This window comes from Acinetobacter sp. SH024, assembly GCF_000163635.1.
GTDB classification, from domain to species: domain Bacteria; phylum Pseudomonadota; class Gammaproteobacteria; order Pseudomonadales; family Moraxellaceae; genus Acinetobacter; species Acinetobacter pittii.
Genome location: NZ_GG753601.1, coordinates 799,735 through 816,359 on the forward strand (window position 1 = coordinate 799,735; position 16,625 = coordinate 816,359).

Consider the following 16,625-nt stretch of genomic DNA (forward strand, 5'->3'; position numbering starts at 1 on the left):
CAGATGCGGACAATATTTGGGGTTGTTGAAGCGTTTAATGAAGTGGTGGCTTAATTTTTAAAATATATCAGGGGAATATATGACTGCGATAACTAAGAAATACTATGATTCAGCTGAATGTATTTGGATTGAAGAAAGAAACACTGATGGTTCTGAAAATGAAAGTTTCGAACTTAGCATAAAAGGAAAATTAAAATCAGCACTACAGATGCCAAATATTATGGTATTGGCAGGTAGTGGAACATCATTGGGTGATGTAGTTAATGGCCCTAGAATGTGGGATTTATGGGAAGCATGTACTACTAACGATATGTTAAGTATAGCTAATGACTGTTTTTCTGAGAGTGGGTTTGATTCTGGGGTTGAAGCTAATCAGAACATAGAGATATGCCTTTCACATTGTGAGGCTTACTTACAAGTTGGAACATCAATAGAAAAAACCACGCTGTTCATTAAAAAGTGTAAGGAACTAATTTTACAAAAATGCCATTTTATTAAAGATAAAAATGCACAATTAGTTGGTCATAAAGAATTTATTAGGAAATTGGCTAGAAGAAAATCCAAAGATCCAAGAGTTAAACTATTTACGACTAATTACGATACTTGTTTTGAAGATGCTGCTGGGTTGCTTGGCATCACAGTTATAGACGGATTTTCTTTTTCAATGCCTCGTATTTATGATGCCAGATTTTTTGATATGGATATCGTCCGAAGAAATACAACATCATCTTCAACTAACATACATTATTTAGAGGGTGTATATCAGCTTTATAAACTTCATGGTTCTACAAATTGGAGTCGTGATGAGGCTAGTACTTATATTATTAAACAGGCTGAAAATGTAAAAGCTGAAGATAGCTGTATGATCTTTCCAGCGAAGGGAAAATATCAGCAGTCATATATACAGCCACACTTAGAGTTAATTGCTCGCTTTTCACAAAGTTTAAGAGAGCCGAATACATGTTTAATTATTGCTGGTTTTGGTTTTAACGATGATCATTTATCTGAGCCAATTTTGTCAGCAATACTTTCTAATCCACACTTAAAAGTGATTATTGTATCGCCAAGTATTGAAAATGATTTTAATGCGATTCCTCCTAAAACATCTAAGTATTGGAAAATATTTAAGAAGATTGCAGATGACAGAAAGAATGATGAAATAATCTTTATTAATTGTGATTTCCAACAATTTTCAAGTCTGATCCCTGATCTTACAGCATTATCTCCTGCAGAAAATCTTCATGAAAATATGAAAAAGCTATTTGGGGGTACACATGCATAATGGTGTGATCAAACCAGAGCTTCTTTTTGGAAAAGTAAATGCTATTACTGCTAGTTCAGTCAACTTCGAATATATCAATATGCAACATCAAGCAACCTACTATCATGGCAAGCGCTATGGAAAGGGCGAAGTTGGTGAATTTATATTAATTGAAAGTCAGGTAAATTTAATTCTTGGACGTATTGTAGAAATCAGAAAAGATGATTTAGATAAGTCTAATTTAGATATTGCTGGACGAATCCAACTTCTAGGCACAATTCAAATGGATAATTTGCATGTTACTGCTGGGGTTGAATACTATCCAAATATCAATGATCTCATTTATTCAGCGCCACATGAATTTATAGCTCAATTACCCAAACGTATGAATAAAGGAATACCTGAGGTAGAGCTAAATATAGGCTTTATTGATATAGATCAGGGTTGTGACATAAACGTAACGCCTGAAAAACTATTTGGTCGTCATTTAGGGATTTTAGGCTCAACAGGCGGAGGAAAGAGTTATACGACAGCAAAAATTTTAGAAGAATGTCGAAAGTTTAACTCAAAAATTATAATTCTGGACCCAACTGGGGAATATAAAGATTTCATTGGCGATGATATTGAAAATGTTCATTTAAGTGATCCCATTAGCCCAGCTATTGGTTCCTGCGCTGTCAGTTTGCCAGCAGAATGCTTCCAAGAGACTGATTTTATAGCGTTGTTTGAACCTTCAGGCAAGGTGCAAGGTCCTAAATTTAGAGATGCTATTAGAAGTTTACGTTTAGCTCAAATACTGGAAGATAGAGGATTACATTTAGATAAAATTGATAATGGTGTATTCATAAAAATAGGTAGAACAGAAGAATCTTGGAAAGTCAGTATCCGCTCTATTGGAGGAACAAAGCTTATTGAAGATCCATCTGCACGATTTAATCCAATGAAACTATGTCAGCAAATTCGTCAAGAATGTGTTTGGCCCCCTGCTAAAACTCATGGTATTTGGAATGAGGACTTGAATAGCTTGAGTTATTGTCTTGCTCTATTATCAAGAATTAATGGCTTAACAACATCTAGAACATTTGAGTTTGTTTTTAATTCAATAGAATTACCAACACTTGTAAAAAAAATAGAAGAGTTTTACAGTTCAAATAAAAAAATATTAAGAATCGATCTAAGTGATGTGGGTTTTGAGTTTAAGGCTAGAGAAATTGTTGCAAATGCTATTGGTCGTCATCTATTGAATCAAGCGAGAGCAAGGAGTTTTTCAGATAAGCCGATTGTTGTTTTTTTAGATGAAGCACATAACTTTATTGGTAAAGTTATTGGTAATGAAGATACCATCGCTAAATTAGATTCATTTGAATTGATTGCAAAAGAAGGACGTAAATTTGGTCTGAATATTTGCTTGGCAACCCAGCGACCAAGAGATATCACAGAAGGAGTACTAAGCCAATTAGGAACACTGATTGTCCATAGGCTCACTAATGATCGGGATAGAGAAATTATTGAACGTGCTTGTGGTGAAATTGATAAAGCAGCTTCAGATTTTCTACCAAGCTTACAACCGGGTGAAGCTGTTCTAATAGGTAATGACTTTCCAATACCACTAACTATTAATATCCACAAGCCTACAATAACGCCAAACTCATCTGGGGCTGATTTTCAAAATAAATGGTCTTAATTGTATGATGTTACCTATTTTAAAATAAGTTTATTTATCTGTTCATCTTATATAAGAATAGGTACGTTTAACACTTCTGTGTTGATGAGTTAATAAATGGTTACCATGCATCTTCTATAGTGAAGTTAATAATCGAGTAATAAGTAGCGAACCTTACTTTCCAGATAAATGAAGCATCAATGCCAGTACTAGGCGTCACTAAGTCTTCATCTAAACAAGAATATGCAAACATAGTTAAACACCTCTTATTGTCTAAATTAGAGAGCATGACTATCAATGGCTAAGCGCCATTTATGTATTAGTTCAGTCCCAAAGACAATTAAAATACTTTACAAATAGCTCACGTCCATGCTGCCGTTTTTGTATATCTAACTGTTCCCATCGACATTTGCGTTCTTTATAAGCTTCTATATCCTGCTGAGTAAAACTAGCTTTAGGAATAGCAAGCATCTTGATTGGAATACTACCATCAGAACTGATTAGCCGATCTGTATCTTCAATCATTTTTAAATCATAAATACTCTGTTCAATTTCGTCATATTCTTGTTGTGGTGAAAAAGCATAGATCATTTGATCTAAAGTTTCTTCCCATACTTGTCTTGTTTCTTCGGTTGCTGTGCCCAATGGATGCTTTACCGTACTTTCAGTTAAAAAGGGAGATGGCGTACCCTGCCGTTTTGATTGTTTAAACTGCACCAAGCCTGTATAAATAATTTTGGCTAAATGGGAATCTAAATCCCAGACTTCCTTTTGGGAAAATCGAATCCTTCCTTTTTGTATAAACATTTTTTTATTATCTCAATTGTTTTGAAATTTCTTTAAAATTATCATTTTCAACAAGATAGTATACTGTTTCACACTTTTCTTGATCCCCATAACGACTCCCCACCGCCATGACTAAACGGCTATCTTTTTGAAAGAAAATATCGTTTTGGGTAAAGCCTTTTTGTTCACTATAACAATCAGCAAAGGTATGGGGAAATATAAAGCTCTGCCCTGTTTTTGCATTATAGGCGATAGCAAAACTACAGCCACCACCGCACCCCACGATTTCCATGACATAATGCCCTGCAAAATTTGGTTGTTGCTGTGACAATTGTTTGAATAAAGTTCGATATTTTCGACTTTGCGAAGTCAGTATGAATGACGCGGACATTGACCACAGTGATGATCAGGCGACCAAAGCAGGTTGGATACAGGCGAGTCTTGAGAAGATTAAGAGTACGCCTTTTGCGCTAGAGCCTAAGCACCTGACACACTAGATGTACCCGAAAAGGGGCTAGTGAGACTAACGGACACGTTAGCTGGTGGATATGCGATGCAATTGATCTAAATTAATTTCAAAGCACCAGAACCGGCTCAGTTGTGCCCAAAGCGGATGTTCGCAAAAAATAATCTTCTCTTGATACCGCAGATTAAAGTGGATGTTCGATATGGCCTTTTAAAGGTAGAAAACTTAGTATTTAGACGCCTACCTTCTAGAGAAATAACGCAAATGAATAAAATGCTACCATCAACTTAAAATCATGATATGTCACGGCAAACTTCACACTTTCTAACTGTTGGCATAAACAACATACCATCCATCTACTGAAGTAGAAATTTTTTGAAATGTGCCGATGGTGTATTTTCAAGCATATTGCCACGACAAATAACGTAAAGATTTTTGTAGGGGGTGATCCCTTCAATTTTAACGCTTCTTAGTCGACCACTCTCGCACTCATCGACCACAGACGAAGAGATCACCAATGAAATACCCAAGCCTGCCTGTACTGCCCGTTTAACCGCCTCTGTGCTTCCAAGCTGCATAGATACACCAATAGAATCTGCCACGCTTCCGAAAAAATGCTGTAACAGACGCCCTGTGCCGCTACTTGTTTCTCCCCCCAGCAATTTCTCTCCCTTCAGCCAATCTAATGGAATACTCGCCAATTTGGCCCACGGATGCTCCACCGGCACAATCAAAGCTAGTGCTTCACTTCGCCAAACGCATGCATCAAATCCCTCTCGTTGATCCCACCATTCCATAATGGCCACATCGACTTCAAAGTTTTCCAGTTTTTTCACAATGGTAAGATTATCGCCAATGACTACATCAAAATTGCAAGTTGCTGTTTTCTTGAACCGCCTCAAGTGCGGTGGCAATACATAGATGCCGATATTCGAGCTCGCGCCTATTACAAGACGATTTGTGTCGAATAATGCGCACGCTCTGGATCCGGTGCGCACTAGGTTTTCCGCATAAGGCAAAAACACTTTGCCTTCCTCTGTGAGCGTACTACCTGCGTTGTTTCGCACAATCAGATTGACACTCAGCGACTCTTCTAGGCGCCTAACATGCTGAGTCACAGCTGACTGTGAGAGCCCTGTGTGCTTGGCTGCTTCACGAAAGCCACCCCGATTCACGACAGCCAGAAAAGTAACTACGCGTTCAAGATTGATCAATTAACGCCTTCCAAAATTGGATTATTGATAGCATCGGATGGCCTTTGGCCGGTCAGTGCCTGTAAGATATTATTGGCTGCTAGTTGCTCGATTTCGAAACGCACGTCGTCGACCGCAGACCCCAAATGTGGGGTGAAAAATGTTTGCGCTGTATTGGTCAGTAACTCCTGCGGAATAGCTGTTGGCCTATCAACACGGATCCACTCTTCCAATTCGAAAACATCTGCCGCATAACCCGCCAATTTTCCAGATTCAAGTGCTTCGGCAACAGCTAATTCATCGACAACTGAACCACGACACGCATTGATCAAGTAGCTTCCTGTGCGCATTGTGCCAATTGTTTCTGCATTCAATAAGTGCAAAGTTTGCGGCGTCATTGGCAGCATAGGTACAACAAAGTCACTGCTACTTAATAATTCATCGAGACTCACCTGTCGTGCATTCCAGGCCTTTTCCTGCTCTTGATTCAAGGCGATGTCATCGCAATAAAGCACCCGCATATCAAAACTCGATAAGCGCTTCGCAATCGCTCGCCCGACCGCACCCATACCGATGATTCCGAGTGTGCGTCCTGTTAAACCCGTTCCGTATAGTTCCGGTCTCCACCCGTTAAATCCGTGAGTTCGGATACGGCGATCCCCCTCGGCCAGATGGCGAGTCAGGCCAAGAAGCAATCCAATTGTCAGCTCCGCCGTTGGGATGGTCAGAAGGTCCGGCACGATGCTGAACCAAATACCACGGCGGGTACAAGCATCGACATCAAAGTTGTCATAGCCTTTGAGTGCTGCACTTACAATCTTCAATTTAGGGCAGGACGCAAGAAAATCATCATCGATACTGTCAGGCATGAATACCATCAGTGCGTCAGCATCCTTTGCTCTCTCCAGCAATTCTGCGCGCGACATAGTATCGCGGGTCATGTTGGGAACGACATCCGCAACAGATTGTAAATAATCGATAATTTCAGGATGAACCCAGTGGGTAAGAACTATTTTTTGTTTCATGTGGACCCTCATGTGTATACCGGATTTTTTATATGGGTTAGCTACTTGAACTTGCGACGCAAGAATGAACTGAATGTATCAACTAGCGTCACCATCCCAAGAATGACCAGCAATATCGCGGATACTTCTTGGTATTGCATAAGACGCAGCGATCCTATCAACTCGAAACCTATACCGCCGGCACCGACCATTCCCATCACCGTTGAGGCGCGAAAATTGTATTCCCACCGATAAATCGCGGTGTCGGCCATTTGCGGTAATACTTGCGGAAAAATGCCATGAAATATCACTTGTAGCGGGCTGCAACCTGCGGCCTGCGCAGCTTCAACTGGTGCTTGATCTGTATGCTCAATCGCTTCCGCAAAAAACTTAGCGATCATGCCGATTGAGTGCAGGCCTAATGCCAACACACCCGGCAGTGCACCAAAGCCGACAGCTGCCACGAAAACTATACCCATAATAAGCTCAGGAACAGATCTCAACACATTTAACAGAGCACGCGCAGCCTGATAGACCGCTGGATGTGGACTGGTATTGCGTGCAGCCAAAATACCCAAGGGCACGGACAAAAGCACAGCGATGGCGGTTCCAGCAATACTCATGGCTAAGGTATCGAGCACTGGCTTGACCCATGCTCTCCACTCACTAAAGTTGGGAGGGAACATCTCACCAATGAGACTAACAAGACTTGGCACGCCTTCGCCTAAACGCTCACCATCAAATAGACCAACGTAATACCAACATCCGACGACAATAGCTAAAATCAATATCACATACCTAACTACTCGATTCCAGCTTTGGCGCTGCTCTGACAATATGGCTTCGAAGTTCGTATTCATTGTAGAGACCTCAAAAAATTAGAACTTGGAAAAATCTAGCTTTAGCAAACTACCTAAATCACGCACGACATCGTAATCCTTATCTGTTGCAGGCCCGAATCCATCAGCCTTGAATGGTTTCAACACGTTCGGATCTTTCAAATCGAGGAAGGCAGCACGAATTTTTACTTTTAGCTCTGGTTTTAAGTTAGAGCGCATAGTCCATGGGTACTGAGGAAACGGTTTTGACTCCACTAAGACCTTCACTTTGTTTAGATCGATCAAGCCGCTCTGAACGAGCGATTTGAAAATGGGCTTGCTCAGACCACCGGCCTGCGCGTGTCCATTCTGAACTGCCATCGCCACTGCATCGTGAGCGCCTACGAAATGCTCCTTGTAATCCTTTCCGGCAAATAATCCTTTATCAGCAAGCATTGATTTGGGGATCAGGTGGCTGGATGTAGAGGCCTTGTCACCCCAGGCAACGGCTTTTTTCTTGATATCTGTGATGTTGTTGATGCCCGCCGCCTTATTCACAATTAGCACTGACTGATAAGTTGTTGAGCCTTTTTGTTGCATTGCTGCAAATGGTTCAATCTTACTTTTCTGTTTGGCCAATACATAAGACAAGGGCCCAAAATATGCAAGATCAATACGACCGAACCGCATTCCTTCAATCATTGATGAATAGTCAGTGGTAACAATAAGCTCAATCTTTTTGCCCAGAGCTTTTTCAAGATACATCTCTAGAGGCTTATTATTTTTAATGACGGTTGATGCATTTTCATCAGGCAAGAGAGCAACTTTTAATGTGCCGGGGTCAGGATTAGGTGCGGCATATGTGACACTACCTAAGAGGCAAAACGATATTAGAGCCAGTACAGCGAATAGCTTTTTCATGGTTATTTCTCCTCAGTTCTTAAGTTAAACAATGGTTATGAGTAATATTTGGAATGTTTGAATTCAATTACGCTTTTTGTTCATAGAGTTCAGTTACATGCGTTTGTGTCAGAGCCGCTGGTATTGCATCGAACACAACCTTGCCATGAGCCAGACCGACGATTCGGTCAGCATAGCGTTTAGCGAGATCGACTTGATGTAGGCTGACTACAGCGGTTATGCCGTCTTCTTTGCATATCTGGTGTAAGAGCGCCAAGACTTTGTTGGCGGTTGCTGGATCAAGGCTTGCCACAGGCTCGTCTGCCAAAACAAGTGCCGGTTGCTGCGCTAATGCCCGAGCTATACCCACGCGTTGTTGCTGACCGCCACTTAACTCATCCACTCGTGAGAGTGCTTTGTGAAGTAGCCCAACGCGGTCAAGGCTGTGTAATCCAATAGATTGATCCTCCTTCGATAGAGGAAAAAGAGTACGAAGCGTCGAGTGATAACCTAGTCTACCCATTAGCACATTTTGCAAAACAGAAAGTCGACCAATTAATTGATGCTGCTGGAATATCATGCCAGTACGCCGACGATGCTCTTGCAATATTTTTTTGTCCAACAATGAACCTAACATTGTAATGTTTATATTGCCGCTAGTGGGTTTTTGCATCAGGTTAAGACAACGGAGCATTGTTGATTTGCCTGCACCAGAGGCACCGAGCAACACTGAAAACTGTCCCTGTTGAAACGTGAGCGAAGTTGGATGCAACGCAATCATTTGTCCGTACTGGACGGTAATATTTTGAAGTTGAATCATTGCTGCCAGACCCTCGTTGTTGTAATCAATCTTTATTTTTGATTACGAAATCAGATAATGAGGTGAGCATAACGACTCAATGTTACAGTTTTATTGCGAGCAATTAGCAATCGCACTCAAACGCTTGGCTATAAGACTTCCAATTGGTATGCAGTGAGGCGCCGGTAATTGGCGGAGCTAGCTGGGAGGGGTTTAGCAGGATTTTAAGGCACACCCTGGCGTCCGCTTCTGGCCGAACGCAGCTGGATGATGTGTGCTGATAAAAACGGAAGCTTTCACTTGGTAAACTAAACGTACTCATCAGGAGTTTACCATGAGCAAAAAACCAAAGTTTTATACAGCGGAATTCAAAGCTGAAGCTATAAAACAGATTGAAGAAAATAAAGGCAATGTTTCGGAAACAGCAAGACAGCTTGGCATATCCATGCAAACGCTTTCCAATTGGTACAGCAAAGCTAAATCTGGAACATTAGTTGGAACACAACAATATTCCCCTGAACTTGCTGCTCTGCTCGAAGAAAATAAGAAGCTGAAACAGCAACTTAAAACTGCGGAATTGGAAAGAGAATTCTTAAAAAAAGCAGTAGCGTACTTTGCCAAAGAAAGTCAGTGAGGTACGCCTGCATGAAACAGTATAAAGATACATACCCAATCACCATGATGGCGAAGCTGTTAAAAGTTTCAGTATCAAGATTTTATGAGTGGTTGAAAAGTGGCTTAAGCCAAAAACAAATTCGAAGAAATCAGCAGACTATCATGGTGAAAATAGCACATCAGGAGACCAATGAAAGCTATGGCTATATTCGCCTGAGTAAGCATTTACACGCTCAAGGTGTTCAAATTAGCCAATATGCAGTACGTACAATAAAGAAGGTCAATAAACTCTTTTGCAAGCGCCATAAGCGCTTTAAAAGAACAACAAACAGTGATCACAACCGTCCCGTCTACAAAAACTTATTAGAGCAAAAATTTAACGTGAGCACTCCAAACCACGCGTGGGTAAGTGACATTACCTACATTTGGACAAACGAAGGATGGCTATATCTGGCTGCTTCAAAGGATCTTTATACAAAGCAGGTTGTTGGCTATAGTCTAAATGAACGTATGACAGCACAGTTGGTCTGTGATGCTCTTAAAATGGCTATTCGGAATCAAAAACCGCCACAAGGCTTAATTGTTCACTCAGACAGAGGCAGTCAATATTGCAGTCATGTATATCGAAATATGATTGAAAAATATGATTTTCAAGGTTCAATGAGTAAGCGTGGAGACTGCTTTGATAATGCACCAATTGAAAGCTTCTGGGGCATATTAAAGAATGAACTTATACACCATCGTACTTATGAAACGAGGGAAAAAGCGAAAGCAGATATTACAAAATACATAGAGCTATTTTATAATCAGCAAAGAATCCAAAAAGGATTGGATTTTAAGACACCAAATCAAATGGCAGAGGACTTTTACAGGTTGGCTGTCTAGAATCCTCCCAAGCGAAAGCCTCCGTTTTTATCAACACACATCATTATGATCTCCCCAGCCTGTCGAGATATCCGTCAATTCAACACCATTTTTCTGGTAACTCTTTACTCGGTATAAATAAGTACGTGGTGGAGAAATATCATTGGTTCGTACTTTCTCAATCAAAATGAAAGTCTTGTCATCTAACCATCTTACTCTTAATAGTAATGGATCTTGGCATTGCCCCATTTCTGCATACATTGCAGCATCTTTTCCATTCTTGGAAAAGGACAAGCCTGCACATTCTACATCGGGTAAATCTAAGACTAGTCGTTTACCAACTAAGCTTTCTTTTACGCCTGCACTAACCAAGGTTGAAAGACTTAAACATAATCCTGCAAATATCAATTTTTTCATTTAAATAGACTCTTAATTTAGTTGTTAAAACACATTGTCAATAAAGCCACATTGTAAGATGTGTTGTGATGGATTTACGGGATTGTCATAAAGGCTAATAAAAGCAATCATGTCATTCGGATCAGATACATCTCGTTTATAGGGCTGGCTATAGATATAAATTTGTTTGGGGGTATAGACCTTTTGATTGTGGAAAACCTCTCCATCAAAGACCTTTAAATGTGGATATTGTTGGAAGACTTTGTGGGTCTTGCTTCTGTTTTGATCATCATGCATTGAAGCTTTATCCCATTGCTGTTTAAAGCTTTTCAATTGTTGTCCGCTATAGTGACTAAATTGAATATTTAATCCATCCTCAATCTTTTGTTTGGTGGTGTTGATGTCATCAGCACGATAGATCGCAGTTCTTGCCCCTGCAACACTGACGTGCACTAAGGTTTCAATCTTTTTGATGGGATTGCTTTTGCTATTGGGTAAATAAACTTCGGTTTCAGGACAATCTTCACAGAAATTTTCATCATCAGGATCATTGATGACGCTGCTCTTTTGTTTGCGGTACTGCTGTTGAAATTGTTGCTGTAATGAGGTGATTCCAGATGGCCATTTCATTTCGTTGCCCATCAAGGCTAAGTGGTTACTCAAGGATTGTTCTTTCTTAGCCCAATCCAGACAAGTTAAGCCCTGCTCTAAGGTGAATGGCTTAGATGTAGACAGGGGTTGAGCCGTCACAGTCTGTATCATCAACAATGTCATACTGCTGATCAGTAGTGGTTTAAATCGAAATTTCATTTTAATGATCCTCGCATCTCTTACGGGCTTTGGCTGCCCGCAAGAAGTGCTCGTGTAAAATACTTTTTTATTTTTAATCGTTTAACATCAGTTATTGATAATGATCCGCTGATAGTAGCTGACGGATTTCACTGGCCATTTGTGGACTACGCCAAGGAAATAGGACTTTTAGGCTGTAATTCGGTTTGAATGGATCTCGTGTACCGATATTGACTTGAAACTCTCGTTTCATCGGTGTGCGATGAACTTGTTGATTGACATGCGTTCCCATCATTGGATTGCTGATCAGAGTGGTCGTGGTTCTAAAGTTATCTTCAACTAAGTTGTAGTGTCCAACGGAAGTGATGTAATCAAAGGGATATTTGACGAGACGTTGATCTGGCTGATCAAACAGAATAATGGTTTTATCTTGGCTGTTAATCCAAACACCACGGTTTTGGTAGTTAAAAGTTTCTCCTTGTCGCTTCAGTTGTTCAGTCATCCCGTCAAAGTAGGTATTTCCATATTCATAAAGGTAGTAAAGGATCACAAACCAAAATAGGTCAAAGCCAAAGAAGATGTAACCGAAAGCACCAAAAGAGAAGATTTTGGCAACGATGAGAAAGATCACGATGGGTAAGACCACACATTTTATAAAGAGCTTGGATTTTTGTGGACGGTGTTCAATGGGTATGATTTTGGGTTTGCTTAATTCAGTCATGGTTATTTCCCGCATGTTCAATGCAATGCACAATCACCAGCAGATATAAAAAGGTTTATTTTTTATAGGCGTGACTTAGCCATCCACCGTTGGATTGTTCTTGTAAAAATATTGTTTGAATACAGACGAATAATAAAAAATTAGCCGTATCGCCCTCGTTGCAAAGCACAACAAGGTTGAACATGGGGTGAGGCTAAAATATGAAAAGTTAAATGCACCATGGGCGGTAACTCCTTTGTTTAAATAAAGGTTCTACCAAATCACTGTCAATTGATGGTGGCAGAACGAAAGAGGGTTGACAGACTGGTAAACAAAGAAACCAGCACGCACAAAGACGTCCCCCTTCCGCCCTACCATAGAGAAAAGAGGGACGAGTGGGTACAGCAGAATACAAAGTCAAACTTAGTACTCTTTCTTTGTTTACATAGGGCCTGTCAAAACCCGCTGGCAATGTAGGCCAGCGAGCCCATATTAATTTTATCCAGCGCTTTAGTCAATTTTACAAAGCACTAAAATCTAGACAATTAGATTCGCCAAATGTAATCGCATTAAGTCTTTGATTTTTCCCATAGGGTCAAATTCATCCGATCGATCGGCTCATTTTGCTTTGATGGATTAGGCTAAAATGGACTGTTGTTCTCTATTAAAATAAAACAATAAAATAAAGAATTAAATCAGGCGCAGCTCAGCTGTTAAATTTGAAGCATTGAGATGAATCAATGCCTAATGAGCTGTTAATGGGAAGATTGAAATTTGCAAAGGCTGATTTAAAGCGATCAAACTGAAGTTCCCTCTTCTTCAGTTATATCCTGTAAATAAGATAGAATAAATAATCAGCAAAGCTCAGCAGGTTGCTTGGATGAACTCAGCCAGTACATCAATGGTTTTAGCAGAAGCCGTATTGAATACCGCGGATTTACTCGGTCTTAGTAATACTCAACTGGCTACTGTGATGGGTCTCGATCTCATGTCGATGAACCAAATCGAATTCTCAGCTGTATTAGAACCCACATCTTCTCAAGGCAAAACTGGATTATTACTGATTCGCCTTTATCAAAGCTTATCAGCACTCACGGGCGGTGATTCTGAATGGATCGATTATTTTATGAATGCATTCAATACCGCAACCGATGGTGTCCCCACTCAGCAAATTCAAACCAGAGAAGGCTTAGAGAAAGTCTTAAGGGTTGTTGATGCCCTAAAAAATCGATGATTTATTCACATCGTTCTTTTAGCGAATCAGCTTCAGTTTGATGGATTAGAAATTCTGATCATTATTTTCATCACTTTTTTTAAAAACACATTAAACATTAAAGTTTGTGCTCAATACACAGCTATATGTTCGTTTCACAATCAAATTCCTAGCCGTCAGAAATTTAAAATATCTCCAGCAGAATCAATGAATTATTTAATGTTAAGATATGTAAAAAGATCCAATCACAGCGTTGACAGCTCAAGCGATACCCAGTTAAGCTAATTGTACACAGCAAAATCTGTGTTCAGGCGTAGGAAACCTGATATTATCTAGGTGCAAATAAATGTCGCACTTGCGGCTATTTTTTTGTCTACTGTTTAGCAGTCGTTATGGCAGTTTGACAGGACAACCGTGAGGTTGGCTGAGCCTAGATTCAGTATTTCCTACTCCTGTTAAGCTGCCACCATCATCGTAGGAAAATGATGGCGGTAAGTATTAAAACTTATCTAGGACAACTGCTATGAACGCAATTCTTCATGGTGCAAACTCTTGCACACCTAAAAAACAAGCTGGTCAACTTATCGTTGAACTTGGCAAAACTATTTCAAATCCTCAGCGTCAAACACTCGCCAATCTTTATATTGCGGTGGATACAGCCAATTCATTACTCAACGAGCTTGAACAAGCCCATCGAATCATTCGTCAATGCATGCATGAAATGACTGATGAACAAATTCTTGAAGTAACCAAACTCAATCAAAATAACAATCTCTCCTCTTTATGGGCATTTCGTACACATCAGCGTCACAAGTTGATTGAGCGCGCACAGCGTGTACTACGTGGGGCGAATCATGTCCAAGACCAATAAGAATAATCACCTCCTCATTGCTGGAGACTATCCTCTCATTGCTTCGCCAACGCTTGCAAAAGCGTTTGGCGTAGCTGCCGCCAATTTTTTACAGAAGCTGCATTACTTTTTAGAAAATAACGAAGGAAAAACCTTTAATGGAAAAAAGTATTGGTTCCATAGTTATGAACAATGGCAAACCACACTCGGTGTGTATAGCATCTCAACGATTAAAAGAATTGTGGCTAAATTAAAACGGGCTGGAATTTTAGTGATTGTAAAGTTAGCACAGAATAAATGGCTGCAAACCAATTTCTATACGATTAACTATAAGAAACTCAAACAAATCATCAAAGTCGACCGTCAACAAGATCATCAGGCTAAACTGAAATCGCCCATTTCTGCTCCAGTCGCTGCACCAAGATTACAAAAGCCAGCGCCAGCACATACTATTCAACCGAGTGCACTAATTAATTCGATTCAACAGGCATTTCAAAATATCAAGGTTAGATCAAATAGATTTGAACCAACATTAAAAGTGGCAAAAGAATCCCGTCTACGCCCCGACTTTGTCATGCGTAAATCTTATTCAGTAAAAGGATTAAGCCAACCACTCCACCCTGCGGCATCCAAGGAAATATTAAAAAATATGAATATGGACTACCGCTGCTTTTATCAAGCACTGAGGCAACAACGGGTAGATATTGATTACGATGATCAGCGCATTCAACAACTGTTAAAGTATCAGAAGCGAATTCTTCAACATATTGTATATATCAAACAAAATTTTGCAGGACATGAGCGTTATCAATGGCATACGCTTGAACAGCTACAAATGGAAACTTATTTAAAGAAATAGGTCAAATTGTGCTAAGACCAATTCAGTTGATCCGTCCATATAAAGTATATAGAAAGATCAACTGATTTAATTAAAGGCTGAAGGAGGAATAATACATTCCATTGAGCTTGCTTGTGAGCAGTCATCATCTTTGGTTTATTGATGAGGATATATTAGAAGTCAAAATCAAAATTGTTAGATTGATCAAGTTGTTGCCTATTCTGAATTTCCTGTTCACGTTTTTTAGCCAACGCTAGCTCATACTCTTTTTTATAAAGTTCATACAGATTATTTTGACGAATTTCCCGAATGTTCTTTCTATATTCTGCTACCTTGTCTTGATCTTCAGGATCAGTGCTATATAGTAATGACCTCGGAATTTGTGGGACATCTTTTAAATTGCTTCCATGTTTTTTATTATAATCTTCATTAGATAAGCACGATACTGCACTGCTCACTTCCAGTTCGACACCATGAATTTCTATAATTTTTTTGGGTGCATATTTTTCTAAAAATTCATTTATTATTTTTTCAGTTTGTGTTCGGTAGTGAAATAATATATTACGACCGAATCCAAGCACATCCGCAGTAATTTTTAATGCACCTCCTTTTTCAGGATTTTTTTGACGATATTGCTTAAAGAACTGCTCTGGAGAACGTTGAATATTATCCAACATACTTTTTTCTGAAAATAATAAATGTAAATGTGGCTGTTCTGACTGTCCATCGAGCGCAGCCACATGATTATGAATTGCGATTGTTGATGGCATTTTATATTGACCACAAAACTCATACATTAATCTTTCAGACAACTCTATACGGCGATTTTTATCCAGTTCTTTTGGCAAAGCGATTGTAATATGTGATGAGCTTCGTCTAGTCTCACTTGTATATTGATCTGCTGCATACCAAAAATTTTCAGGATTATTTTCAGACCAAATCGGCATATTATAAGATGCACTATATTCAAGCTCTTCAATCTCACTTTTATGCTTTGAAAAATATAAAGTACGCGTAATATAGTGATATGCACTTTTTGAGAGTCGATACTTTGAATCACCATCACTCAGTTTTATTTGGCTATCACCTTTAACTATGTTGTGACTTAAATGAAAATAATACATTTTTACTTCCGATATTAATTTAACTGGAATATCGGATCCTACAAAATTTTAAAAATTCATGATTCGTTTCGTGAAGAAAAATGAAAAAAATTTTCAATTAAAACGCATGAGTAACACCACACCAACTTTTTTTAATTTTTCCAACAAAAACAATAGCTTAATTATTTACAGTATGTGGTAACAGATGAATAATTATGTAGAAACAGTAAATCTCCAAACATGAGTAACACATAAATTAATTAATAATCAATTACTTAAAACTAAAAGTGCTGCGCAGCACGAGGAGAAGTGTCTTTTAAAGAGAGCGAAGCGAAATTTAAAAGACACGGAAACGAGATATAAAAAA

Annotated in this window: 19 protein-coding genes; 7 read left to right on the forward strand and 12 right to left on the reverse strand. The window is 39.4% G+C overall.

The window, feature by feature from the left end; genetic code table 11:
• The first annotated feature begins 88 nt into the window (after positions 1 to 88).
• Positions 89 to 1,282, forward strand: coding sequence for an SIR2 family protein (locus tag HMPREF0013_RS16280; RefSeq protein WP_025464133.1), 1,194 nt, complete (start codon positions 89 to 91; stop codon positions 1,280 to 1,282).
• A complete protein-coding gene (locus HMPREF0013_RS16285) occupies positions 1,275 to 2,945 on the forward strand; it encodes an ATP-binding protein (protein WP_005803907.1) in 1,671 nt (556 codons plus the stop codon). The genes HMPREF0013_RS16280 and HMPREF0013_RS16285 overlap by 8 nt, the downstream gene beginning before the upstream one ends.
• 100 nt (positions 2,946 to 3,045) lie before the next feature.
• Here the strand turns inward: HMPREF0013_RS16285 and HMPREF0013_RS25430 are convergent, their stop codons facing one another.
• The 3 genes from HMPREF0013_RS25430 to HMPREF0013_RS24635 all read right to left on the reverse strand — a co-directional run bounded on the left by HMPREF0013_RS25430 (position 3,046) and on the right by HMPREF0013_RS24635 (position 4,002).
• Entirely contained in the window at positions 3,046 to 3,177 is a 132-nt protein-coding gene (locus HMPREF0013_RS25430; RefSeq protein ID WP_023271160.1) for a hypothetical protein, read from the reverse strand.
• Positions 3,178 to 3,248: 71 nt separating this feature from the next.
• Positions 3,249 to 3,731 carry a hypothetical protein gene (locus HMPREF0013_RS16290; RefSeq protein WP_005803911.1) on the reverse strand — a complete coding sequence of 161 codons (483 nt, stop codon included), beginning with the start codon at positions 3,729 to 3,731 and terminating at the stop codon, positions 3,249 to 3,251.
• 7 nt (positions 3,732 to 3,738) lie between these two features.
• Positions 3,739 to 4,002 (reverse strand): hypothetical protein, encoded by a 264-nt coding sequence (locus tag HMPREF0013_RS24635; protein WP_228141423.1) that lies wholly within the window; start codon positions 4,000 to 4,002, stop codon positions 3,739 to 3,741.
• 82 nt (positions 4,003 to 4,084) lie between these two features.
• Here HMPREF0013_RS24635 and HMPREF0013_RS25435 point away from each other — a divergent pair, with 82 nt between their 5' ends.
• The gene (locus HMPREF0013_RS25435; RefSeq protein ID WP_009584542.1) at positions 4,085 to 4,207 is read left to right on the forward strand and encodes a hypothetical protein; all 123 of its coding nucleotides are present in this window, start codon (positions 4,085 to 4,087) and stop codon (positions 4,205 to 4,207) included.
• Positions 4,208 to 4,532: 325 nt separating this feature from the next.
• On the opposite strand, the gene HMPREF0013_RS16300 is transcribed toward HMPREF0013_RS25435, so the two are convergent.
• The 5 genes from HMPREF0013_RS16300 to phnC all read right to left on the reverse strand — a co-directional run bounded on the left by HMPREF0013_RS16300 (position 4,533) and on the right by phnC (position 8,911).
• On the reverse strand, positions 4,533 to 5,390 hold the full coding sequence (locus HMPREF0013_RS16300) for a LysR family transcriptional regulator (RefSeq protein ID WP_005803915.1): 858 nt from the start codon (positions 5,388 to 5,390) through the stop codon (positions 4,533 to 4,535).
• Positions 5,387 to 6,394 (reverse strand): phosphonate dehydrogenase, encoded by a 1,008-nt coding sequence (locus HMPREF0013_RS16305; RefSeq protein ID WP_005071472.1) that lies wholly within the window; start codon positions 6,392 to 6,394, stop codon positions 5,387 to 5,389. Before HMPREF0013_RS16305 ends, HMPREF0013_RS16300 begins: the two co-directional genes overlap by 4 nt.
• A 41-nt stretch (positions 6,395 to 6,435) precedes the next feature.
• Positions 6,436 to 7,233 (reverse strand): phosphonate ABC transporter, permease protein PhnE, encoded by a 798-nt coding sequence (gene phnE, locus HMPREF0013_RS16310; RefSeq protein ID WP_004757464.1) that lies wholly within the window; start codon positions 7,231 to 7,233, stop codon positions 6,436 to 6,438.
• An 18-nt stretch (positions 7,234 to 7,251) separates the two neighbouring features.
• Positions 7,252 to 8,112, reverse strand: a complete 861-nt coding sequence (gene phnD / locus HMPREF0013_RS16315) for a phosphate/phosphite/phosphonate ABC transporter substrate-binding protein (protein WP_005803919.1) — start codon at positions 8,110 to 8,112, stop codon at positions 7,252 to 7,254.
• A 67-nt stretch (positions 8,113 to 8,179) separates the two neighbouring features.
• Positions 8,180 to 8,911, reverse strand: coding sequence for a phosphonate ABC transporter ATP-binding protein (gene phnC, locus HMPREF0013_RS16320; protein ID WP_005803921.1), 732 nt, complete (start codon positions 8,909 to 8,911; stop codon positions 8,180 to 8,182).
• Positions 8,912 to 9,224: 313 nt separating this feature from the next.
• Here phnC and HMPREF0013_RS16330 point away from each other — a divergent pair.
• A protein-coding gene (locus tag HMPREF0013_RS16330; RefSeq protein WP_125316795.1) for an IS3 family transposase occupies positions 9,225 to 10,390 on the forward strand; the annotation gives its coding sequence in 2 pieces (ribosomal slippage) (positions 9,225 to 9,492 and positions 9,492 to 10,390; 1,167 coding nt in all).
• A 30-nt stretch (positions 10,391 to 10,420) separates the two neighbouring features.
• Here HMPREF0013_RS16330 and HMPREF0013_RS16335 read toward each other — a convergent pair.
• The 3 genes from HMPREF0013_RS16335 to HMPREF0013_RS16345 form a co-directional block, all read right to left on the reverse strand.
• A complete protein-coding gene (locus tag HMPREF0013_RS16335) occupies positions 10,421 to 10,786 on the reverse strand; it encodes a hypothetical protein (protein WP_005803923.1) in 366 nt (121 codons plus the stop codon).
• 24 nt (positions 10,787 to 10,810) lie between these two features.
• A complete protein-coding gene (locus HMPREF0013_RS16340; RefSeq protein ID WP_005803925.1) occupies positions 10,811 to 11,575 on the reverse strand; it encodes a hypothetical protein in 765 nt (254 codons plus the stop codon).
• Between the two features lie 91 nt (positions 11,576 to 11,666).
• Positions 11,667 to 12,275, reverse strand: coding sequence for a hypothetical protein (locus HMPREF0013_RS16345; RefSeq protein ID WP_023271163.1), 609 nt, complete (start codon positions 12,273 to 12,275; stop codon positions 11,667 to 11,669).
• Between the two features lie 859 nt (positions 12,276 to 13,134).
• Between HMPREF0013_RS16345 and HMPREF0013_RS16350 the strand changes: the two genes are divergently transcribed.
• The 3 genes from HMPREF0013_RS16350 (at position 13,135) to HMPREF0013_RS16360 (ending at position 15,176) form a co-directional block, all read left to right on the forward strand.
• On the forward strand, positions 13,135 to 13,488 hold the full coding sequence (locus HMPREF0013_RS16350) for an antitoxin Xre/MbcA/ParS toxin-binding domain-containing protein (protein ID WP_005803929.1): 354 nt from the start codon (positions 13,135 to 13,137) through the stop codon (positions 13,486 to 13,488).
• A gap of 502 nt (positions 13,489 to 13,990) precedes the next feature.
• Positions 13,991 to 14,338 carry a hypothetical protein gene (locus HMPREF0013_RS16355; protein ID WP_005803930.1) on the forward strand — a complete coding sequence of 116 codons (348 nt, stop codon included), beginning with the start codon at positions 13,991 to 13,993 and terminating at the stop codon, positions 14,336 to 14,338.
• Positions 14,322 to 15,176: a hypothetical protein gene (locus HMPREF0013_RS16360; RefSeq protein WP_025464134.1), complete on the forward strand. Its 855-nt coding sequence runs from the start codon at positions 14,322 to 14,324 to the stop codon at positions 15,174 to 15,176. Before HMPREF0013_RS16355 ends, HMPREF0013_RS16360 begins: the two co-directional genes overlap by 17 nt.
• A 152-nt stretch (positions 15,177 to 15,328) precedes the next feature.
• Here the strand turns inward: HMPREF0013_RS16360 and HMPREF0013_RS16365 are convergent, their stop codons facing one another.
• The gene (locus HMPREF0013_RS16365; RefSeq protein WP_005803934.1) at positions 15,329 to 16,279 is read right to left on the reverse strand and encodes a MobA/MobL family protein; all 951 of its coding nucleotides are present in this window, start codon (positions 16,277 to 16,279) and stop codon (positions 15,329 to 15,331) included.
• Between the last annotated feature and the right edge of the window lie 346 nt (positions 16,280 to 16,625).